The 22,007-nt window shown below is 69.8% G+C and carries 12 protein-coding genes; 2 read left to right on the top strand and 10 right to left on the bottom strand.

Going from position 1 to position 22,007, the window contains the following annotated elements; genetic code table 11:
- Positions 1–220, top strand: a 220-nt coding sequence (locus AC3A6Y_RS31135) for a hypothetical protein (RefSeq protein ID WP_487872079.1), incomplete at its 5' end; no start/stop codon positions are given.
- 54 nt (positions 221–274) lie between these two features.
- Here the strand turns inward: AC3A6Y_RS31135 and AC3A6Y_RS31130 are convergent.
- The 9 genes from AC3A6Y_RS31130 to AC3A6Y_RS31090 all read right to left on the bottom strand — a co-directional run bounded on the left by AC3A6Y_RS31130 (position 275) and on the right by AC3A6Y_RS31090 (position 19,348).
- Positions 275–5,401, bottom strand: coding sequence for a malto-oligosyltrehalose synthase (locus AC3A6Y_RS31130; protein WP_487872078.1), 5,127 nt, complete (start codon positions 5,399–5,401; stop codon positions 275–277).
- Positions 5,394–7,250, bottom strand: coding sequence for a malto-oligosyltrehalose trehalohydrolase (gene treZ / locus AC3A6Y_RS31125; RefSeq protein ID WP_487872077.1), 1,857 nt, complete (start codon positions 7,248–7,250; stop codon positions 5,394–5,396). Before treZ ends, AC3A6Y_RS31130 begins: the two co-directional genes overlap by 8 nt.
- Positions 7,247–9,421 carry a glycogen debranching protein GlgX gene (gene glgX / locus AC3A6Y_RS31120; RefSeq protein ID WP_487872076.1) on the bottom strand — a complete coding sequence of 725 codons (2,175 nt, stop codon included), beginning with the start codon at positions 9,419–9,421 and terminating at the stop codon, positions 7,247–7,249. Before glgX ends, treZ begins: the two co-directional genes overlap by 4 nt.
- Positions 9,418–10,128 carry a mechanosensitive ion channel family protein gene (locus AC3A6Y_RS31115; protein WP_487872075.1) on the bottom strand — a complete coding sequence of 237 codons (711 nt, stop codon included), beginning with the start codon at positions 10,126–10,128 and terminating at the stop codon, positions 9,418–9,420. Before AC3A6Y_RS31115 ends, glgX begins: the two co-directional genes overlap by 4 nt.
- A 40-nt stretch (positions 10,129–10,168) precedes the next feature.
- Entirely contained in the window at positions 10,169–13,504 is a 3,336-nt protein-coding gene (gene treS, locus AC3A6Y_RS31110) for a maltose alpha-D-glucosyltransferase (RefSeq protein WP_487872074.1), read from the bottom strand.
- Between the two features lie 11 nt (positions 13,505–13,515).
- Positions 13,516–15,549: an alpha-1,4-glucan--maltose-1-phosphate maltosyltransferase gene (locus AC3A6Y_RS31105; protein WP_487872073.1), complete on the bottom strand. Its 2,034-nt coding sequence runs from the start codon at positions 15,547–15,549 to the stop codon at positions 13,516–13,518.
- Positions 15,550–15,848: 299 nt separating this feature from the next.
- Positions 15,849–17,738, bottom strand: coding sequence for a 1,4-alpha-glucan branching protein GlgB (gene glgB, locus AC3A6Y_RS31100; protein WP_487872072.1), 1,890 nt, complete (start codon positions 17,736–17,738; stop codon positions 15,849–15,851).
- A 210-nt stretch (positions 17,739–17,948) separates the two neighbouring features.
- Positions 17,949–18,299: an alpha/beta hydrolase gene (locus tag AC3A6Y_RS31095; protein ID WP_487872071.1), complete on the bottom strand. Its 351-nt coding sequence runs from the start codon at positions 18,297–18,299 to the stop codon at positions 17,949–17,951.
- Positions 18,300–18,445: 146 nt separating this feature from the next.
- Positions 18,446–19,348: an NmrA family NAD(P)-binding protein gene (locus AC3A6Y_RS31090; RefSeq protein WP_487872070.1), complete on the bottom strand. Its 903-nt coding sequence runs from the start codon at positions 19,346–19,348 to the stop codon at positions 18,446–18,448.
- A gap of 142 nt (positions 19,349–19,490) precedes the next feature.
- Here AC3A6Y_RS31090 and AC3A6Y_RS31085 point away from each other — a divergent pair, with 142 nt between their 5' ends.
- Positions 19,491–20,459, top strand: a complete 969-nt coding sequence (locus AC3A6Y_RS31085) for an AraC family transcriptional regulator (protein WP_487872069.1) — start codon at positions 19,491–19,493, stop codon at positions 20,457–20,459.
- A 3-nt stretch (positions 20,460–20,462) separates the two neighbouring features.
- Here the strand turns inward: AC3A6Y_RS31085 and AC3A6Y_RS31080 are convergent, their stop codons facing one another.
- A complete protein-coding gene (locus tag AC3A6Y_RS31080; RefSeq protein WP_487872068.1) occupies positions 20,463–21,980 on the bottom strand; it encodes a CYTH and CHAD domain-containing protein in 1,518 nt (505 codons plus the stop codon).
- Positions 21,981–22,007 lie beyond the last annotated feature (27 nt).

The following is a 22,007-nucleotide window of genomic DNA, read 5'->3' as shown; positions in this document are numbered from 1 at the left end:
GGGCGGCAACGACAGCACCCGCTTCATCAACCCGGCGGCCAGCACGGCCATCGCCAGCAGCACCGGCAGCACCTCCACCGAGCTGGCCGCAGGCTTCACGCTCAGGCTGAGCGAATCGACCAGCCTGTATGGCGAAGTCGGCAAGCAGTGGGCATCGGGCGGAGACACCCGCGTGAAGTCGCAGCTCAACGCCTCGGCAGGCCTGCGCGTGCGGTGGTAGCAGTCTCTTGTGAAAGGAGCGGCCCGTGTGAGCGCCGGTCGAGCGGCGATGCCCTCAGGGCTTCGCCCACAACGCCGCACCCGGGAAACGGGCGAAGGCAGCCGAGACGCGGATCACGCCCTCATGCACCATGAGCATCTCGCCGGTCAACACGTTCTCGAAGCGCATGCCTTCGGCGACCTCCGGCAGGCGCACGAGCGTGTCGCCCCACAGCTCGCCCACCGGCGCCTCGCCCGACGCTGCGAGCGAGCTGAACAGGCGCGCCGCGATCAGCACCAGCATCTGATCCTCATGCCGGCGCACGAAAGCGACCACGTGCGCGGCCTTCGCGCCCTCGGCCCGCAGTCCTCGGTAGTCGCCTTCGCGGAACAGCGCGGGCTGCTCGCGCCGCAGCGACAGCATGCGCCAGCAGACCCATAGCTTGGCGCGCCCGTCGCTGGCGGCTGCGGGCACCAGCGCGGCGACGCGGGCCGGCAGGTCGTCAGCCCGCGCCATCGCCTCGAGCTCGTCCAGGCAGCGCACGCGCAGTGCGTAGTCCACCGGCCGCCGGTTGTCGGGATCGACCAGGCTCAGGTCCAGCAGCTCGTTGCCCTGATAGACGTCGGGCACCCCCGGCGAGGCGAACTTCAGCAGCATGAGGGACAGGCTGTTGAGCGCACCGAACCACGCCAGCCCGCGGGCCAGCGTCTGCAGGTCATCGACGAAGCGCGGGTCGGCCCGCGAACTCAGCACTGCGCGCACGAAGCCCTCCAGCGCCTGCTCGTAAGCCTCGTCGGGATTGGTCCAGCGCGTCTGCAACTTGGCCTCGCGCGCCGCCTTCTGCATGTAGCCCACGATGCGGGCGATATAAGGCTCGCGGGTCCCCTCGTCCAGGCCCCCGGCGGGCAGCGTGCCGAGCAAGGTCTGGTAGAGCAGGTATTCGTCCGTGGCCGAGGGGGCGCCCGAAGGCGCGCCGCCAGCTTCCAGCCTTCGCCGGATTCCGCGCGTCAGCGCGCGCCAGCGCCGCAGCGCCAGACGCCAGGTGCCCGGCATCTCGGACAGCACGTCGATGCGGCAGCGCACGTCCTCGGAGCGCTTGTTGTCGTGGGTGGAGCTGGCCAGCATCGTGTGCGGCCAGTGCAGCGCGCGGTCGGCGCCGGCCGCGTGGAACTCGTCCACCGTCATGCCGAAGCGCGCCGGCTCGCCGCCCACTTCGTTGAGCGCGCTCAAGGGAAAGTAGCGGTAGAAAGCCGTGTCCTCCACGCCCTTGGCGGTGACCGGCGCGCTGAACTGCTGGAAGCGGATCGCCAGGTGCAGCACCCGGCGCTGCAGCGCCTCGTCGGCACCATGCACGGGGCGGCCGAGCAGGGTCTGCTGCACGAAGTCGTAGATCGTGAGGTCCGCCTCGCGGCTGTTGCGCTGCGCCTCGCGAGCGGCCCAGGTGATGAAGCGCTCGTCCTGCGCGGAGGGCGCTTCGATGATGTAGGTGCGGTAGACCGGCAGGCAGGCCGCGACCTCGCCCAACGCGCGCTGCAGCGCATTGAAGGTGTAGTCGCGCGTGCGCCGGTCGGCGCGCGCGATGCGCAGCAGCTCGGTCGACAGCACGGTCAGTTCCGAGGCCAGCGCGCTGCGCATGATGTCGCGCTTGCCGGCGCGCGCGAGGGCCTGGAAGCTGTCGCGCACGCCGGTGAAGTTGCGCCAGATCTTCTCGAACTTCTCCGCCGCGCCGGTGTCGATCAGCACGCCGTTCGCCACGTTGGCGAAGCGGTAGCCGGTGGTGCCATGCACCGCCCAGTCCTCGGGGACTTCCTCGTCCTCGGCCTTGATCTTCTCCACCACCACGTAGAGCGGCCGGGGAGGGCGCCCGTCGGCCTCGCGCCCGGCCAGCACGGGCTGGCCCGCGCGCCGCGCATAGCCTTCCTGCAGCTGGCGGAAGTAGCGCGCCGGGTCGTAGAGGCCGTCAGGGTGGTCGATGCGCAGCCCGCTGACCTGGCCGGAGGCTGCCAGGTCGAGTGCAAGGGACTGCGTGGCCTCGAACACCGCCTCGTGCTCCATGCGCAGCCCCGCCAGCGAGTTGATGTCGAAGAAGCGCCGGTAGTTGATCTCGTCCCCGGCCACGCGCCAGTAGGCGAGCCGCCAGGCCTGGGCCTCGATCAGCGCATGCAGCTCGTCGCGCGCGCTCGGCAGGTTGAGCTCGGCCACGCGCGCCACGATGGCGCGCGCCGCGGCCGGCTGGCGGGCCGCGAGCTGTGCCAGCTGGGTCTTGAGCAGCTCCTTGTCGCGCGCCTGCTCGGCTCTGGCGTGGTCGTCGCTCGCATCCCGCCCCAGCAACCGGCCGAAGGCAGAGGAGATGCCCGCCAGCTGGGCCGCAAGCTGCGCCTCGTCGAGCTGCGCCGCCGCACCCCCGAGCACGCGTGGATAGCTTTCCGGCGCGAGCGGAAAGCGATGCTCGAAGTAGTACACGGCCAGGCTGCCGCTGCCTTCCTCGAAGCGCAGCACCAGGTCGCCGCTGGTGAGCACGTCGCCGTAGTGGTCGCCCAGCACCGGCACCAGCACCTTGCCGGCGAGCTCCGGGTTCAGCGGCTGCCAGTCGATATCGAAGTGCTGGGCATAGAGCGAGGCGGGGCCGTTCTCCAGCACGTCCATCCACCACGCGTTGTCTGCGCCCATCACGCCCATGTGGTTGGGCACCAGGTCCAGCAGCTGGCCCATGCCGTGCGCCCGCAGCGCTGCGACCAGGCGCTCGAAGCCCTCGCGCCCGCCGAGCTCGGGGTTGACCTGGTCGTGCGCCACCACGTCGTAGCCGTGCATGCTGCCGGCGCGGGCGCGCTGGATCGGCGAGCAGTAGACGTGGCTGATGCCCAGGCGCGCAAGGTAGGGCAGCACGCGGACCGCATCGTCGAAGCTGAAGCCCTTGTGGAACTGGAGCCGGTACGTGGCGCGCGGGATGCGCGTCTGCATCGTGGCCTGCCGTTCCGTCGCCGCGGGCGCGCGCGGCCGGATGCGCGCGAGCGTGCGGCAGAGCGAATCCATGGCCTCGCTGGCGGCCAGGGCCTGCAGGTCGGCCGGGAGCTTGCGCTGCCAGTTGGGCTGCTCGCTGACGGTGCCGGGCATGTTGGCCTGCTCGACGACGCCCAGGACATCCTCGAGCTGCACCATCATGAGCAGGGCCGGCGCCTCGGCCAGGAAGGCATGCACGGCCTCGATGGTTCGGGGCGCGGGTTGCGCCTCGCTGACTGCCTGCGCCACTTCTTCGGCGCTCATGAGCCCGGCGTGCCGCACCGCCAGCAGCAACTGCACGCGGTGGCGCGCGCGATCGAGCAACTGCTGCTCGAGCTGCGCCTCGCCGTGGATCAGGCCGAGCTGCAGGCGCAGGCGCAGGTCTTCGCCGCTCCACCAACCGGCCAGCGTGGGCAGGTCGTGCGTGCCCACCGCGGCCAAGGCCTGTGCCGGATAGGCGCCAGCGGGCTTGAAGCCGCCGTCGCCCTCGCGCTCGAAGAAGAGCAGCCGGTAGGACAGCACGTCGAAGCGCGCCAGCGCCTCGCGCACCTCGGGCGCGACGGTGCCGAGGTCCTCGCCGATCACCAGGCAGCGGTGGCGCTGGCTTTCGAGGGCGACGATGGCCAGCATCTCTTCCAGCGGGTAGTACACGTAGCCGCCCTCGCGCGCGCTGCGCCCCGCGGGAATCCAGAACAGGCGCATCAGGCCCATCACGTGATCGATGCGCAGGGCCCCGGCATGCCGCATGTTGGCGCGCAGCGTGTCGATGAAGAAGCGGTAGCGCTCGGCGCGCAGGCGGTCGGGCCGCAGCGGCGGCAGCCCCCAGCCCTGGCCGCCGGGATTGAAGTCGTCCGGCGGCGCGCCCACGCTCGCATCGGCAGCGAACAGGGCGCCCTCGCTCCAGACATCGGAGCCGCCCCTGTCGCTCGACACCGCGAGGTCCAGGTACAGGCCGATGCCCAGGCCCAGCGCCTTGCAGTGCGCATTGGCGCGCGCCAGCTGGCCGGCGGCCAGCCACTGCAGGTACTGGTGGAACTGCACGCGCCCCGCATGCTGCTGCGCGAAGGCCTCGACCGCGGGGCTGGCGGGGTCGCGATGGTCCTCGGGCCAGAGCGGCCAACCCCAGATCGACGGGTCGGTTGCATGGAAGTGCGCCTGCAGCGCCTCGAACAGCGCATGGCGCCGCAGCGACTCCCCGCCCTGCGCGACGAAGGCCAGGAAGGCGGCGCCGCTGTCGTCCTTGGCACTTGCGCCGTCTTCCGACAGGTGCCTGCCGCGGAAGTGCGCGAACAGCAGCTCCAGCACCTCGAACTTCGCGCGCGCGACGCCGGCATGGTCCACCAGCGGCAGTTCGCGCAGCGCCGCGAGCCGGGCCTGGAATTCGAGCGAGGCGACCAGGCGGCGCGCCGCTTCGCAGCCGGCGAAGCCCGGGACCGCTTCGACGTCGATGTAGAGCACGTTGAGCCAGCGCCGCGAGGAGGGGCTGTACGGGCTCGCATGCGCCGGGTTGTGGGGGAACAGCGCATGCAGCGGATTGAGGCCCACCACGCCGGCGCCGCGCGGTGCCATCTGCGTGAGCAGCTGCAGCAGATCGCCGAAGTCGCCGATGCCCCAGTTGCGGTGCGAGCGCAGCGCGTAGAGCTGCAGGGCCGGGCCCCAGGCCCGTGCGCCGTCGCGCAATGCGGCGGGGCGCCAGCAGCGCTCGGGCGCACTGATGAGGAGGGTCTCCCCTTCGAGGCCTTCGACGCGAAGGCGGTGGTAGCCCATCGGCAGACTGCGTGCGAAGGGCAGCTGGCGCTCGCACCAGCGTTCGCCGTCGATCTCGATGCCGGCCGCTTCCGGCAGCGCATGCGCGTCGAGCTCGCCCCGATGCTGTGCGCCGTCCTCCTCGCAGAGCTGCCAGCGCAGGCGCGCCATGGACGCAGGCATGCGCAACCGCAGCGACCAGGCGGCGTCCGAAGCCCGGATCACCTGCACCGGCGGCAGGCCGCGGGACCAGTTCGCACGGCGCGCGGCCTCCAGCAGCGCGTCGGCCTGCGCGCCGTCGTGCAGGCGCACGTCGAACTCGGCCAGCAGCGCGAGCAGGGTCTCGCGCGGCACCGGCCGGTGCGTGCCCCACAAGTCGTGGTAGTCGAGCGCAATGCCGAAGTGCGCGCAGAGCCGGGCAATCGCTTCCGACTCCCCGTGCGCGCCTTCAGGCAAGGCCGGGCTCCTGGAGCGTCACGAAGACGGCGCCGCGCGCCAGGCGCAGCGCGGCGGCGTCGTCCCGCTCGACCGCGTTGATGTAGAGGGGCTCGCCCGGCGGTGGCGCGACGCCGTCGACCGGCGCCTCGCCGAAGTGGGCCAGCAGGTGCAATCGGGGCCCGTCCAGGCCGCGCGTGGTGTCGGCCATCGTCCACTCGACGCGCAGCAGGCCGCCGCCCTGAGCCTCGAAGCGCCCCGCGCCGCGCTGGGCGGCGAAGAGCGGCACCAGCCGTTGCCGGCGCAGCGCCAGCATCTCGCCCAGCTGGACGCGCCAGGCCTCGTGCAGGGGATCGTCGCATTCCTCCCAGCGCAGCTTGGAGGCCAGGAAGGTCGATTCGGCATTGGGATCGGGAATGCGCGCGCGGGCCGCTTCGTCGGCGAAGGCCTTGAAGCGGCCGAACTCCTCGCGCCGCCCCTGGGAGACGGCGGCCGCCAGCTCGGGCCCGAAGTCGCAGAAGTACTGGAAGGGCGTGGAGGCCTCGAACTCTTCGCCCATGAAGAACATCGGCACATGGGGCGAGAACAACAGGCAGCTCCAGGCGGCGCGGACCAGAGCGGGCTCGCCGATCGCCTGGATGCGCTCGCCGAAGGCGCGGTTGCCGACCTGGTCATGGGTCTGCAGGTAGGACACGAAGGCGCCCAGCGGCAGCCGGCTGGCGTCCTCGCCGCGCCGCTCGCCGCCGCGGAAGGCCGAGGGCTGGCCCTGGTAGATGAAGCCCTGCGCCAGCGCACGGCCGAACTGCGCCACCGGGTCGTCGGCGTAGTCGGCGTAGTAGCCGTCGGTCTCGCCGGTTGCCAGCACATGCGCCGCGTGGTGCAGGTCGTCGTTCCACTGGGCCGTGCCGAACACCGCCAGGCCGCGCGGGTCGCGGGCGAGAAAGGAGGCCTGGTTGGCGTCGTTCTCGAGCACCACGTGCACATGGCGTTCCTGCCCGGGCCCGGCACGCAGCGCCCGGCAGATCTCGTGGACGATGTGCTGCGCCGAGTCGTCGCGAATGGCATGGATCGCGTCCATGCGCAGGCCGTCGAAGCGGAACTCCTCGACCCAGTACAGCGCGTTGTGGATGAAGAAGTTGCGCACCGTGCGCGCGCCCTCGCCGTCGTAGTTGATGGCCGCGCCCCAGGGCGTCTGGTGCCTGGGGTTGAAGAACTGCGGGCAGTAGGCATGCAGGTAGTTGCCCTCCGGACCGAAGTGGTTGTAGACCACGTCGATCAGCACCATCAGGCCGAGGCCGTGGGCGGTGTCGACCAGCGCCTTGAGATCCTCCGGCGTGCCGTAGCTCGCATCGGGCGCGAAGAGCAGGGTTCCGTCGTAGCCCCAGTTGCGCCGGCCCGGAAAATCGGCCAGCGGCATGAGCTCGATCGCGGTGATGCCCAACTGCGCCAAGGCGGGCAGCCGGGCCTGGGCTGCGGCGAACGTGCCTTCGTCGGTGAAGGTGCCGACGTGCAGTTCGTAGAGCACCGCCTCTTCCCACGGGCGACCGCGCCAGTCCTCGTGCTGCCAGGCATAACCCGCCGGATCGATCACGCGGCTCGCGCCATGCACATCGTCCGGATTGAAGCGCGAGGCCGGGTCGGGCACCCGCAGGCCGTCGGGCAGCCGGAAGCGGTACGCGTCGCCGGGCTTCGCCTCGCGCAGCTCCAGCCGGTGCCAGCCGCCGGCGCCGCGCCGCATCGGGTGAGACGACGGTGCCGCCGCGCCGAGCTCCAGCACCACCTGCTCGACGGCCGGCGCCCACAGCGCGAAGCGCACGCCGCCGCCTTTCAGCAGGCTGGCGCCGAAAGGCATGTCGTGCGCAGGCTTCATTCGGGCTCCTGCTGCTGCCCGGGCGGCAGCTGCGCCGGGCGGCTCATCAGGGCGAAGGAACGGGCCTGCAACGGATAGCCGTTCTGCGTCCATGCCTGCGGCAGATCGCACAGGTTGTCCTCGGGCGGCAGCACGCCGGTCGCCGTGTCGAGCAGGAGCCGCCAGCCGCCATGCTCGACCGGCAGCTTGAAGTCGAGGGCCTCGTGGTGGGCATTGAAGAGCAGCAGGAAGTCGTCGTCGCGCAGCGCCTCGCCACGCGGCCCGCGGTCCGTGATGCCGAGGCCCGAGATCACCATCGCCAGGCCGCGGGCGTTGGCGTCGTTCCAGTCCTCCGGCGTCATCTCGTGGCCGTCGGGCCGCAGCCAGCAGACGTCGTTGACGCCGCTGCCCTCCATCGGCTTGCCGTGGAAGAAGTTGCGGCGGCGAAAGGTGGGGTGCGCCCGGCGCAGCGTGATCAGGCGCTGCACGAAGGTGGTCAGCGCCTCGCTGCCGGCGTCGGGGCTCCAGTCCAGCCAGCTCAGCTCGTTGTCCTGGCAGTAGCCGTTGTTGTTGCCCTGCTGCGTGTGGCCGCGCTCGTCGCCGGCCAGCAGCATCGGCACGCCCTGCGACAGCAGCAAGGTGGCGAGCAGGTTGCGCTTCTGGCGCTCGCGCAGCGCGAGGATCTTGGGATCGTCCGTCGGCCCTTCGACCCCGCAGTTCCACGAGAGGTTGTTGTTGTGGCCGTCGCGGTTGTCCTCGGCGTTGGCCTCGTTGTGCTTCTCGTTGTAGGAGACCAGGTCCTGCAACGTGAAGCCGTCGTGCGCGGTCACGAAGTTGATGCTCGCGTCGGGCCGTTTGCCCGACCAGCCGTAGAGATCCTGCGAGCCGGTGAGGCGCTGCCCGAGCTCGCCCAGCGTGCTGTTGTCGCCCTTCCAGAAGGCGCGCAGGCCGTCGCGGAAGCGGTCGTTCCATTCGGCCCAGCCGTAGGGGAAGTTGCCCACGTGATAGCCGCCGTGCCCCAGGTCCCAGGGCTCGGCGATGAGCTTGACGCGGTTGAGCGTCGGGTCCTGGCGAATGGCGTCGAAGAAGCCGCCCAGGTTCTCCACCTTGCCCGACTCGCGCGCGAGCGCCGCCGCAAGGTCGAAGCGGAAGCCGTCGACGTGCATCTCCTCCACCCAGTAGCGCAGCGAATCCATCACCAGCTGCAGGGCGCGTGGATGCTCCAGGTTGACGGTGTTGCCGCAGCCGGTGAAGTCGTCGTAGAAGCGGCGGTTCTCGGCATTGGTGATGTAGTAGGAGGCGTTGTCCACGCCGCGCAGCGACAGCGTCGGCCCCAGGTGATTGCCCTCGCAGCTGTGGTTGTAGACCACGTCGAGGATCACCTCGATGCCGGCGGTGTGCAGCGTCTTCACCATGGTCTTGAATTCCTTGACCTTGAGCGAGGCGCTGTAGCGCATCTCGGGCGCGAAGTAGCACAGGGTGTTGTAGCCCCAGTAGTTCTGCAGGCCCTTCTCCGCGAGGCGGTGGTCGTTGAGGAAGGCATGGACCGGCAGCAGCTCGACGGTGGTGACGCCGAGGCGCTTGAGGTAGTCGATCACGGGCGCGGAGCAGAGCCCGGCGTAGGTGCCGCGCAGTTGCGGCGGCACGTCCGGATGCGTCATGGTGAAGCCGCGCACGTGCATCTCGTAGATCACCATGTCCTGCCATGCAATCTGCGGCCGGCGATCGTCGCCCCAGGTAAAGGCCGGCTCGAGCACCCGGCCCTTGGGCATCAGCGGCGCGCTGTCGCGGCGGTCGAAGGACAGGTCTCCCCGCTTGCTGCCCACCGTGTAGCCGTACAGCGCATCGCTCCAGCGCAGCTGGCCCACCAGGTCCTTGGCGTAGGGGTCGATCAGCAGCTTGTGCGGGTTGAAGCGGTGCCCTTCCTCGGGCTTGTAGGGGCCATGCACGCGAAAGCCGTAGGCCAGGCCGGGACGGGCCTCGGGCAGGTAGCAGTGCCAGATGTCGTCGGTGCGCTCGCGCAGGGTGATGCGGTGGCGCTCGTGTCGCCCCTTCTCGTCGAAGATGCACAGCTCGACCTTCTGCGCGTGCTGCGAGAAGAGGGCGAAGTTGACGCCTTCGCCGTCCCAGTAGGCGCCGCGCGGATAGGGGCGGCCGGGCCAGACCGCGGTGATCAGCTCGTTGGTCTTCATCGGCGGAACTTGCGCTCCTCGATGCGCTCGGCCGGGTCCTTGTGCTCGCGCGGCCACCATTGCTCGATGCGCTCGGCCGCCCAGTCCTTGCCGCCGAGACCGAAGGCGAGGGCCAGGGCGAACACCACCCCGGCCAGGATCACGAGGAAGCTCTCGCGCACGATGTCGCCGCCGACCTTGATCTGGTCGAGCGCGATCAGCACCACGAAGACCATGATCGCGTACTGCGCCAGCTTGCCGAGGAAGACGGCGTCCTGCAGCTTGATGTTGCGGCCGTAGGCGGTGACCGTGTCGCCGACGAAGCGCGCGAAGTAGGAGCCGAAGGCCAGCACCAGCAGGGCGACGAAGACGTTGGGCACGAACCACAGCACCTTGCCGATCAGGTCGGCGATGTAGGTGAGGCCCATGCCGTTGAAGGCGATCAGCAGCGACGCCAGGATGACCAGCCAGTACACCAGCACGCCGAACAGGCTGGTGGTGTCGCCGCGCATGCCGCCCTGGCGCAGGAAGCCGTCGAGCCCGGCGCGCTCGGTGAGCACGTTGAAGTTGATGGCGTGCAGCCCCTTCACGACGGTGAAGCGCGCCAGCTTGGCGAGGAGCCAGCCGGCGACCACGACCACCAGCGCGAAGAGCAGCCGCGGCAGGAAGGCGCCGATCTGAAACAGGATGGCCCGCAAGGGCTCCAGGTGGATTCCGAAGCTTTCCATGATGCTTTCTCCGTTGGCCCGCGGTGCTCGGCGGGCGTCCTCAGGATGCGGTGTCGCGGCCCGTCAGCGCCAGCAGGCCCTGCAGCGGGACCTGGACCCAGTCGGTGCGATTGTTCAGTTCGTAGCGCAGCTCGTACAGCGCCTTTTCAAGTTCGAACAAGTCCAGCAGTTGCAGGTCGACCGGCATTGCGGGTGCGCCTTCCTTCATGGTCCTGAGATAGGCGGAGAGGAAGGCCTCCCGGCTGGTCTTCTCCCAGTCGCGCACGGGCTGTGCGAGGCGCAGCAGCTCGTCGGCGTTTTGCGCGACGCGCTTGAGCGCCGACCAGCGCGCGTAATTGAAGGAGCGCAGCATGCCCGCCACGTCGCGCAGCGGCGAGCCCTTGGCGCGGCGCTCCTCGAAGCTGCGCGTGGGCTCGCCCTCGAAGTCGATGATGACGAAATCGTTGTCGCTCACCAGCACCTGGCCCAGGTGGTAGTCCCCGTGGAAGCGGGTCTTCAGGCCATGGCCGTTCTCGATCGCCGCGGCGGCGCGTGCCGCAAGCCGGTTCTCCTGTGCGAGCAGCGCCTGCGCGTCTTCCTGTGCGGGCGCAGGCAGCTGCGCCAGGCGCTCGCGCAGCAGGGCCAGGGTGGTCGCGACATCGGCGCTCGCATGCTCGCGCATGGCCTCGATGTCCTCGGGGGCCAGGGGCTCGGGGTCGAAGGCCGGATCGCCGGTGCGGCGCGCGAGCGCGAGATGCAGCTCCGCGGTGCGGCGGCCGAGCACCTGCATGAGCACGCCGAAGCCGCCATGGGCCTGTTCCGGCGCGACGGCACCGAGCGTGTCGGCCGCGGTGCGCAGTTCCTCGAGGAAGCGCTCGACATAGCCCAGGGTGTAGACCCAGCCGTCGCCCTGGTTGGTCACATAGCTCTGCACCATTGCCAGGGTCGCGATGCGGCCGTCGTCGCCGATGTATTCGAGCGCGCCCAGCACCGGCACGCAATGCGGGTAGCGCGCCACGCTGGTGAGGAAGCGGCCCATCTCCACCTCGGGATTGATGCCGTCGCGCACCCGGCGGTAGGCCTTGAGGAACAGCGTCTCGTCGAAGGTCACGACGGTGTTGCTGCTCTGGGCGCCGGGGCGGCCGACCGCCATGGCGTCGAGGTCGCCTTCGACGCGGCGGAAGGCCTCGGTGGGCGTGAAGCGCAGGCGCCCCTTGGCGGCCGGCAGTTCCATGCCGCCGCGCACGGCGCGCACCATGGCACGGCAGAAGGCCTCGTCGTAGAAGGCGTCGGCCATGACGCCGACATTGGCCTGCTGCCGCACCTTGGCGACGCCGGCCTGCATGAGGCGGTTGAGGCGGTCTTCGTCCTGCTCCTCCCAGGCGAGCGCCAGCGGGACGAAGTAGGTCGACTCCTCCGCCGGCCCGTCGAGCGAGACCAGAGGCAGCATCCAGCTGAAGCCGTCGCTCTCCCACACCGCATGGTCCACCAGGCGCGCGCGCGCGACGGCCGAGCCCTTGGCGCCGTACCAGCGCTGGATCTCCATGAAGCGCGGCAGCGTGTCGATCTCGAACTGCTTGAGCATGCGTTCGGCCATGCCGATGCGCCAGGGCATCACGCGGTCGCGGAAGAAGCTGGTCCAGCCGTCGAAGAGCACCAGCGTCGGCCGGTCCTGCAGGCCCACGCCTTCCTGGTGCCAGCTCGGCATCTCGGCATCCTGTGCGAGGCGGAACCAGTAGAAGCCGTAGGAGGGCAGCGTCAGCAGGTAGGGCAGCTCGCCGATCGGGGGGAAGGAGGTGCGGCCCAGCATCTCCACCGGGATGCGGCCCTTGTGGGCGGAAAGGTCGAGCTCCACCGGCTGCGCGGCACGCGAGAGATTGAAGACGGTGAGGATGGTGTCGTCCTCGTATTCGCTGAGGTAGGCGAGGATCTTGCGGTTGCCGGGCCGCAGGAACACGCGCTTGCCGCGCCCGAAGGCATGGCTGGTCTTGCGCACGGCGAGCATGCGCCGCGTCCAGTTCAGGAGCGAGCTGGCGTCGCGCGCCTGCGCCTCGACGTTCAGGGCTTCGTAGCCGTACATCGGGTCCATGATCGGCTGCAGGTAGAGGCGCTGGGGATCGGCGCGGGAGAAGCCGGCGTTGCGGTCCGGGCTCCATTGCATCGGGGTGCGCACGCCGTTGCGGTCGCCGACGAAGAAGTTGTCGCCCATGCCGATCTCGTCGCCGTAGTAGATGATGGGCGAGCCGGGCATCGACAGCAGCATGGCGTTCATCAGCTTGAGCCGGTCCATGTCGTTTTCCATCAGCGGCGCGAGCCGGCGCCGGATGCCGACGTTGATGCGCGCGCGGATGTCGGCGGCGTACATGAGGTACATGTAGTCCCGCTCCTTGCTGGTCACCATCTCCAGCGTCAGCTCGTCGTGGTTGCGCAGGAAGATGGCCCACTGGCAGCCCTCGGGGATCTCGGGCGTCTGCTGGATGATCTCGACGATCGGGTGGCGGTCTTCCTGCGCGATCGCCATGTACATGCGCGGCATCAGGGGGAAGTGGTAGGCCATGTGGCATTCATCGGCCTCGCCGAAGTACTCGCGCACGTCCTCGGGCCACATGTTGGCCTCGGCCAGCAGGAAGCGGTTCTTGTACTGCGCGTCGATGGCGGCGCGCAGCTGCTTGATCACCTCGTGGGTCTCGGGCAGGTTCTCGTTGCTGGTGCCGTCGCGCTCGCAGAGGTAGGGAATGGCGTCGAGGCGGAAGCCGTCGACGCCCATGTCCAGCCAGAAGCGCATGGTCTTGAACACTGCCTCCAGCACCTTCGGGTTGTTGAAGTTGAGGTCGGGCTGGTGGCTGAAGAAGCGGTGCCAGTAGTAGGCCTTGGCCACCGGGTCCCAGGCCCAGTTGGAGGTCTCGGTGTCGGTGAAGATGATGCGGGTGCCCTGGTAGAGCTGGTCGGTGTCGCTCCACACGTAGAACTCGCGCTCGGGCGAGCCCGGTGGCGCGCGCCGCGCGGCCTGGAACCACGGGTGGTCGCTGGAGGTGTGATTGATGACCAGCTCGGTGATCACGCGCAGGCCGCGCTTGTGGGCCTCGTCGAGCATGATCTTGAAGTCGGCGAGCGTCCCGTAGTGCGGATGCACGTCCTCGTACCCGGAAATGTCGTAGCCGTCGTCACGCAGCGGCGAGGGGTAGAAGGGCATCAGCCAGATGGTGTTGACGCCCAGGTCCTTCACGTAGTCGAGCTTGGCGGTGACGCCCTTGAAGTCGCCGTAGCCGTCGTCGTTGGAGTCGAAGAAGGCCTTGACGTTGAGCTGGTAGATGACGGCATCGCGGTACCACTGCGGATCGTCGCTGCTGTCGATTTCGACGGTCTCGAGGAGCAGGTGCGATACCGGTGCATTCATGGGTGCCAGCCTCACAGGAAGTAATCGAAGTCGCGTTCGTCGCGCATCCGCCGCCGCACCACGAAGACATGCGCAGGCACGCTGTGCGGATCGAGCCGGATGAAATGACGGCCACCCTGCCAGAGGAAGCGCTGGTTGCTCAGCAGGTCGTGCATCTGGAAGGCGTGCGCGGGGTCGCAGTCGATGAAGCCCAGGTCCAGCTCGAGCCAGCCGGACTGCACATTGTGCGGGTCGAGGTTCACCACTGTCACGATCACGTTGCCGCCGTCGTCGGAGCGCTTGGCATAGGCGAGCAGCTCGTCGTTGTCGATGGTGAAGAAGCGCAGGCCGCGGTCCGAATGCAGGGCCGGGTTCTGGCGCCGGATCTGGTTGACGCGGGCGATGAAGGGCGCGAGGCTTTGCGGGTCGTCGTGGTTCCAGCGCCGCAGCTGGTACTTTTCGGAGTCGAGGTATTCCTCGCTGCCCTGCTCGCGCGGCAGGTGCTCGCGCAGCTCGAAGGCAGGGCCGTAGATGCCGTAGCTCGCAGCCAGCGTGCCGGCCAGCACCAGGCGGGCCATGAAGACGGCGGTCTCGCCGCCCTGCAGCCGCTCGTGCAGGATGTCGGGCGTGTTGGGCCACACGTTGGGCCGGAAGTACTCGCTGCCGGGGCCTTGCGAGAGCTCGGTGAAATATTCGGTGAGCTCGTGCTTGGTGTTGCGCCAGGTGAAGTAGGTATAGGACTGCGAGTAGCCCAGCTTGGCCAGCCGATGCATCACCTTGGGCCGGGTGAAGGCCTCGGCCAGGAACAGAACGTCAGGGTGGTCGCGCTTGAGCTCGGCGATCGCCCATTCCCAGAAGGGGAAGGCCTTGGTGTGCGGGTTGTCCACGCGGAAGATCTTCACGCCCTCGCCGATCCAGTGCTCGAACACGCTCTTGAGCTCGGTCCAGAGGCCCTGCCAGTCCTCGGTCTCGAAGTTGAAGGGATAGATGTCCTGGTACTTCTTCGGCGGGTTCTCGGCGTATTGCACGGTGCCGTCGGGCCGCCAGCGGAACCAGCTGGGATGAGCCTTGACGTAAGGGTGGTCGGGTGCGCACTGGAAGGCGATGTCGAGCGCGATCTCCAGGCCATGGCGCTGCGCCTCGGTTCGCAGGTGCTGGAAATCCTCGCGGGTGCCCAGCTCGGGCAGGATGGACTTGTGGCCGCCTTCCTCGGCGCCGATGGCCCAGGGGCTGCCGACGTCGCCGGGCTGCGCCGCGAGCGCATTGTTCTTGCCCTTGCGCTGGATGCGGCCGATCGGATGGATGGGCGGAAAGTAGAGCACGTCGAAGCCCATGGCGGCGATGGCCGGCAGGCGCGTTTCGACGTCCTTGAAGGTGCCGTGCCGGTCGCCTTCGGGCGCCGTGGAGCGCGGGAAGAGCTCGTACCAGGTGCTGAAGCGGGCGCGCTCGCGGTCGGCGACCAGCGGGAGCTCGACCGGGTGCTGCGTGGCCAGGTGGCGGTCGGGGTAGCGCTCGGCCAGGCCGCACAGGGCCTCGTCCAGCGCGAAGGCCTTGAGGGCCGGGGCTTCCATGGTGTTCTCGATCGCCGCGGTCTTCAGCTCGCTGCTCCAGCGGGCCAGCGCCTGGGCGTCGGCGCCCTTCGCGCGCCCGGCCGCGGCGGCGATCTCCTGCGCGCCCACCTGCGAGGCGATGCGGATGTCCTCCGGGTCGATGCGGCGTGCCATGTCGTGGCGCCAGGACTCGAAGGCGTCGACCCAGGCGGTGACGGTGTAGCGGTAGCGGCCGACGGCGGGCGGCGCGAACTCGGCCTCCCAGACGTCGTTGCCCAGCGGCTTCATGGGCAGCTCGGCCCAGTCCGCGTCCGCTTCGGCGCGCCAGCGCAGGAACACGCGCAGCACATCGTGGCCGTCGGCGAAGCAGTGGGCCTGCACGCGCAGGATCTCGCCGGCCACGCGCTTGACGGCGAAGCGGCCGCCGTCGACGTTGGGCAGCACGGCGTCGATGACGGCGCGCACGCGGCCGTCCTCGCCGTCCGCGCGTTCGATCTTCGCTCGCGGTGCTGCCATCTCAGATGCTCCACTGCGCTTCACGCCTACGTCCGGCGAAGCCGTGCCCGTGCGGGGAACACCGCGGAACCGGCCTTCGCCTGTCCTGAGCCCGACGAAGGGGCCTGTCCTGAGCCCGACGAAGGAGCCTGTCCTGAGCCCGACGAAGGGGCCTGTCCTGAGCCCGACGAAGGGGCCTGTCCTGAGCCCGGCGAAGGGGCCTGTCCTGAGCCCGGCGAAGGGCCGGGCCGCTGGTGTTGCCCCCGGCGAGGGGGTTGGCGGACCACACGAAGTGGGGGAGCCTGGGGGAGAGCGTCATTTCAGGCATGGGGGTCGTGCTCCAGGATCAGGGTGGAGAGCGGAGGCAGCGTCAGGCACAGGGAGTGCATGCGCCCGTGGGCGCGTACCGGCGAGGCCTCGACCCCGCCGAAGTTGCCCCAGCCTGCGCCGCCGAACTCGCTGGCATCGCTGTTGAGGCGCTCGCGCCAGAAGCCGGACCTGGGCACGCCCAGCAGGTAGTTGGTGCGCGGCACCGGCGTCATGTTGCTCACGATCAGCACGGGCGCGCCTTCGCGCGGCTTGCGCAGGAAGGCGAACACGCTGCGCTCGGCATCGTCGGCGGCGACCCATTCGAAGCCGGTGCCCGAGAAGTCCAGCTCGTACAGCGCGGGCGTGGCCCGGTAGACGTGGTTGAGCTGGGCCACGTAGCGCTGCAGCCCCGCGTGGCCCTCGAGCGCGGCGACCCACCATTCGAGCTCGCCGTCGTGGGTCCACTCGCGGCGCTGGCCGAACTCGCCGCCCATGAACAGCAGCTTCTTGCCCGGATGCCCCCACATGAAGCCGAAGAGCGCGCGCAGGTTGGCGAACTGCTGCCAGCTGTCGCCCGGCATCTTGCCGAGCAGCGAGCCCTTGCCGTACACCACCTCGTCGTGCGAGAGCGGCAGCACGAAGTTCTCGCTGAAGGCGTAGACCAGCGAGAAAGTCAGCTGGTGGTGGTGATACCGGCGGTGCACCGGGTCCTCGTGCATGTAGGCCAGGCTGTCGTGCATCCAGCCCATGTTCCATTTCATGCCGAAGCCCAGGCCGTCCATGTCGGTGGGGCGCGAGACGCGCGGCCAGGCGGTGGATTCCTCGGCGATGGTGACGGTGTCGGGGTGCTCGCGGTAGACGGTGCGGTTGAGCGTCTGCAGGAACTCGATGGCCTCCAGGTTCTCGCGGCCGCCGTGGCGGTTGGGAATCCACTCGCCGTGCGCGCGCCCGTAGTCGAGGTAGAGCATGGAGGCGACGGCATCGACGCGCAGGCCGTCCAGGTGGTATTTCTCCAGCCAGAACAGGCCGGAGGAAATCAGGAAGCTGCGCACTTCGTGGCGACCGTAGTTGAAGATGCTGGACTTCCACTCGGGATGGAAACCCTGCATCGGGTCGGCATGCTCGTAGAGATGGGTGCCGTCGAAGTAGCCGAGGCCGTGCTCGTCGGTGGGGAAGTGCGAGGGCACCCAGTCCAGCAGCACGCCGATGCCGCGCTGGTGCAGGTGATCGACCAGGTACATGAAGTCCTGCGGCGTGCCGTAGCGCGAGGTGGGCGCGAAGTAGGCGGTGGTCTGGTAGCCCCAGGAGCCGTAGAACGGGTGCTCGGTGACGGGCATCAGCTCGACGTGCGTAAAGCCCATCTCGTGCACGTAGTCCGCCAGCAGGGGCGCGAGCTCGCGGTAGCCGAGAAAGCGCCCGTCGCGCCGCTGCCACGAGCCCAGGTGCATCTCGTAGATGGACATGGGCGCGTCCAGCGCGTTGCGCGGGCCGCGCCTGGCCATCCAGTCGCCATCGCCCCACGTGTAGTCGAGCAACCAGGCGCGCGAGGCGGTGGCAGGCGGCGGCTCGCAGTAGAACGCGAAGGGATCGGCCTTGTCGACCTGGTAGCCGTTGTGGCGCGAGCGGATGCGGTACTTGTAGGCCTGGCCGGGCTGGACCTCGCAGGCCGAGCCGGTCCAGATGCCGGTGCTTTCGTGCGGCTCCAGCGGGTGGGCGTCGCCGTTCCAGCCGTTCCAGTCCCCGACCACCGAGACCGATGCGGCGTTCGGGGCCCAGACCGCAAAGCGGGCACCGCCCTCGGTGCTCAGATGGCAGCCCAGTTGATCGTAGAGACGGGAGTGTGTGCCCTCGCCGAAGAAGTAGCGATCCTGGGCACTGAAGGCGGTGGTGGTGATGGGCACTGCGGACGTCCTTGGGCGATCGAGCCCACGGCCGTGCGAACAACACGGCCGGACGGGCCTGGACCGCTCTTTGTAGAGGCGTAGCAGCGCCGCGGCAAGGTCCCTGTGCCCTTCGGCCTGTCGGACAGCGACGCGTCTTGGTCCCTGCGGGCAAAAAAAATCGGGCCCCGCTTGCGCGAGGCCCGATTTGTGGGAGGAATCCGCCGGAGATTACAGGCCGGCTTGGCGCGTGTTGGTGCGCTGGATCTTGTACTGCGCCGGGATGACGCTGTTCACGAAGGCCTTGCGGTCCAGGCTCTGCGTCCCGTCGTGGGCGGCGGCGACGGCTTCGGCGGCGACGGCAGCGCGGTCCCGCACGCTGGCAACCACCGGTGCGACGCCGGCGGCGGCGCCGTCGGCATAGGGGTTGGCCGCACGGGCGGCTTCGGTCGCCTGGGCGTTCACTTCGGCGCGGCTGAAGGTCGACACGGGCGCTTGCACGCCTTCGTAGGTTTCGGCTTGGGCGCCCGCGGCGGCGAGCAGCGTCAGGGCGGCGGCGGCGATGATCCTGGAGGTCTTCATTTTTAGTTCCTTTTCAGTGCTTTGGATGGTTCGGGTACGGAGTCTGCCGCGGGAAACTAGGTGGAAACCCGAAGAAATCGAATCACGGTGTTCACAGGCTGGAAACAATGAGGCGGAACTTTTGGGGAGTGGGGCTCCGTGCTTCTTCATATCCGGCGGTAGGCGGCGGCGAGTTCGGGGACGAAGTCCTCGAAGCGGGTGGGCGTCGTGTTCGCCGGCGTGCGGCCTTCACGGGAGCCGACGCGCTTCTCGTTGAAGGCGCGTGTCATCTCGACATAGAGCGCCACGAAGCTGGGCGACAGGCCGGCGCCGACGAGTGCTTCGCCCATGTCCGCCTCGGTCAACTGCACATAGGGCAGCGCCGGCTGGCCGATGGCTTCGCCGATCAGGCGGGCGACTTCGCGATGGCTGATGTCGCGCTCGCCCAGCAGCTCGCGTACCGCGACGCCGGTCCCCTCGCGTGCCAGCAGGGCCTCGGCAGCGACCGCGGCGATGTCGTCGGTCGCGATCATGGGCACGGCAAGGTCGGGAGCGACGGTGTCGGCCAGCATGCCCGCTTCCTTGATCGTGCCGAGTGCGTCGTGCAAGTTCTCGAAGAATGAAGCGGGGCGCAGCAGCAGCAGGTCGATGCCGGCGATCTTCCGCAGGCGCTGCTCCTGGCGGTGCAGGCCGGCAATCACGCCGGTGCCCTCGGGCACGTCCGCGCCCAGGCTGCTGAGGGCGACGACGTGGCGCACGCCGCAGGCGCGCAGTGCGGCGGCGATCGCCTCGCCTTCCGCGTCCTGCCGGGCTGCGTAGTCGGGCGCCTGGCGGTCAGTCGCCAACAGGGTGTAAGCCGCATCCGCGCCGCGGAAGGCCTGCGCGAGGAAGGCCGGGTCGCGGCTGTCACCGGCCAGCACCTCGGCGCCGGCGCTGGCCAGTGCGGCCAGCTTGTCCGGATTGCGGCCGATGGCGCGGACCCGGGCGCCGGCGCCCAGCAGGCGCCGAACGATCTTGCTGCCGGTGTGGCCGGTGGCGCCCATGACGGTGAGAAGAGGGGTGGTGCTCATGATCGGCATTCCTGGGGTGGGTGGGACATGGCGTCTACTATCGTTGGCACGCAGGGGCCTATCAATGTTCGAAAGGCGCTGATTCATGCTCATTCGTCCAGTCCACCTGGACGATGGGTAGGGCGGTGCCCATACTCCCCCGATGCAGATCGCCGACGCCTTCACCCCCGTGGACCCGCTGGGCGAAGCCCTGCATTTCCTGCGCATGAACGGCGTCTTCTACTGCCGCTCCGAGTTCAGCGCGCCCTGGGGGGTGGCGCTGCCGCCGCTGGAGGGCTGCCTGATGTTCCATGTGGTGACGGCCGGCCCCTGCTGGCTGGAGGTCGAGGGCCTCGAGCCGCAGCGGCTCGCGCCGGGCGAGTTCGCGCTGGTGCCGCACGGCGCCGGTCATCGGCTGGTGGGCGAGCCGGGTGCGGAGGCAGCCGGGCTCTTCGACCTGCCGCGCGAGCAGCTCAGCGAACGCTACGAAGTGCTGCGCCATGGGGGCGGCGGTACGGCCACCGGCCTGGTGTGCGGGGCGGTGCGCTTCGACCATCCGGCGGCGCAGCGGCTGGTCCGGCTGCTGCCGGCCGTGATCCGCATGGACGCCGAGCGCTCGCCCGACGCCGAATGGCTGGGCAGCACCCTGCGCTTCATGGCGGCCGAGGCCAAAGCCCTGCGGCCGGGCGGCGAGACCGTGATCACCCGGCTGGCCGACATCCTCGTGATCCAGGCCATCCGCTCGTGGATGGCGCGCGATCCGGCCGCGCGCGTCGGCTGGCTCGGCGCGCTGCAGGACCGTCAGATCGGCCGCGCCATTTCGCTCATCCACCGGGAGCCGGCACGCCCGTGGACGGTGGCCTCGCTGGCGGCCGAGGCCGCGATGTCGCGCTCTGCCTTCGCGGCCCGGTTCACGGCTTTGGTCGGCGAGCCGGCGATGCAGTACGTGGCGCGCTGGCGCATGCACATCGCGCTCACGCTGTTGCAGGAGAAGAATGCGCGGCCGGTGGAGCTGGCGAGCCGGCTGGGGTATCGGTCGGAGGCGGCGTTCAGCCGGTCGTTCAAGCGTTATGTGGGCATTTCGCCCGGGGCGGCGCGGCGCGGGCAGCTTGCCGTGCCGCGCGAACTCTGAAGCCTACGAGGACTTCCAGAAGCGACGTGCCTGCGCGATCTTCTCCAGCGCCGCGCGGCATTCGCGTGCGCTCTGCGGCTGCCGCGCCGAGAGCCAGCCGACGGCGAACCAGGCGCTGCCGTCCCGGCTTGCCGCCTCGCGGTAGGCGTCGATCGCCACGGCCGCGTCGTTGTGCTCGCCCAGGGCATCCTGCGCCGGCTTCAGTTCCTTCAGGTAGCGCTCGGCGCGGCCCTCTCCGAAGATGGGCGCGACGAACTCGGCCAGGTAGCGCAGCCGCTTGAGCCGCTTGCGGACCCGGTGCTGCACCGCGGGCTCCAAGGCTTCGAAGTGCCGGCCCTCGCGCACCACCTGCCGATGCAGTTTCGCGAGGCGCGCGCGCAGCGGCTTGCGGGCCGGCTTCGCTTTTTGCTGCTCCGGCAGTGGCACGTCGGGGGCCGGCTCGGCCGGCGGCAGCGAGGCGGCGATGAGGCTCATCAGCACCAGCTGAAAGGCCTGGTCGCGCACCACGGCGGCCGGTGCCGGCTCCGGTTCGGCCGGCTCGGGCCACGCCACCGCCGGGCCGCCGGCGGCTTCGATCTGCGGCTGCACGGCCTTCTGCAGGTGCTCGCGGTCGCGCTGGCGGCCCAGCGCGCGGAAGGCGTCGACCAGGGCCGGCTCCCAGGCGGGATCGATGGCCGGGGCGAACTCGGCCATCTCGCGCAGCGCCGTGCGCAGGCGGCGAATGCCGACGCGCAACTGGTGCACGTGCTCGGGGTCGGAACTGCCGGCGGCCACTTCGCTGGCATTGGGCAGCATCTGTGCCAGGCAGGCGCCGATCACGGCGCGGAAGACCTGCGGTCCATCCATGTCCTCGTCCACCCGTGGCGGCTCGGCCTTGACCGCGTCGCCGTACTCGATGCCCTTGGCCAGGCGTTCGCCGCGCGCTGCCTTCGACACGGTGTCCAGCGAGAGCCCATAGCGCATGCGCCAGCGCCGCGCCAGCTCGAGCAGGGACTGCGGGCTGCCGCTCTTGAGCTCGATCTCGAGCTCGCACAGGGGATGGGAGCGATCGCCCGCGCGCACCTCGCCGCGATCGAAGGCGAGCTCGACCCGCGCATCGCCGGTGCGCATCTCGCGGGTGGTGCGGCGGACGTCGGTGGCGTAGGTCGGCGTGAGCAGGACCTCGGCCGGCGCCTGGCCGGCGGCGCGCAACGCCTTGTCGATCAGCGCGCCGACGGGGGTGCCGGCGTGGCGCTCCAGCTGCGGCAGCGGCACGTCGCTGGCCTTGGCGGTCTCGATCTCGACGTTGTGCTCATGGCGCTCCAGCGCGTGACCGCCCGGCGCCTTGGCGGTCTGAATCCAGCGCCGGCCTTCCTTGCGGATGCGCAGGACGATGCGCTGCGCCGCGAGGGCGCCCTCCGAGGTGTCGTAGTAACGGGCCTGGAGGCGTTCCCGCCGCGAGCTGCCGCCGCGCGCCACCGCGCTCTCGACGGCAGCCCGGTGCCGCGGTTCGACCTGGAACTTGAGCTCGAATTCGGTCACGTCTTCTGACGATGCCCCGGATGCCCG

The sequence above is a fragment of the Variovorax sp. Soil_C_17 genome, assembly GCF_057657265.1.
Note: the sequence above shows the minus strand (reverse complement) of the source record. Positions and strands in the feature narration are given on the sequence as shown.

What these genes read in the sequence shown, in the direction of transcription:
- treZ (WP_487872077.1), bottom strand. Translation starts at nt 7,250, where the DNA reads ATGAAGCCTGCGCACGACATGCCTTTCGGCGCCAGCCTGCTGAAAGGC.
- glgX (WP_487872076.1), bottom strand. Translation starts at nt 9,421, where the DNA reads ATGAAGACCAACGAGCTGATCACCGCGGTCTGGCCCGGCCGCCCCTAT.
- AC3A6Y_RS31115 (WP_487872075.1), bottom strand. Translation starts at nt 10,128, where the DNA reads ATGGAAAGCTTCGGAATCCACCTGGAGCCCTTGCGGGCCATCCTGTTT.
- treS (WP_487872074.1), bottom strand. Translation starts at nt 13,504, where the DNA reads ATGAATGCACCGGTATCGCACCTGCTCCTCGAGACCGTCGAAATCGAC.
- AC3A6Y_RS31105 (WP_487872073.1), bottom strand. Translation starts at nt 15,549, where the DNA reads ATGGCAGCACCGCGAGCGAAGATCGAACGCGCGGACGGCGAGGACGGC.
- AC3A6Y_RS31095 (WP_487872071.1), bottom strand. Translation starts at nt 18,299, where the DNA reads ATGAAGACCTCCAGGATCATCGCCGCCGCCGCCCTGACGCTGCTCGCC.
- AC3A6Y_RS31090 (WP_487872070.1), bottom strand. Translation starts at nt 19,348, where the DNA reads ATGAGCACCACCCCTCTTCTCACCGTCATGGGCGCCACCGGCCACACC.
- AC3A6Y_RS31085 (WP_487872069.1), top strand. Translation starts at nt 19,491, where the DNA reads ATGCAGATCGCCGACGCCTTCACCCCCGTGGACCCGCTGGGCGAAGCC.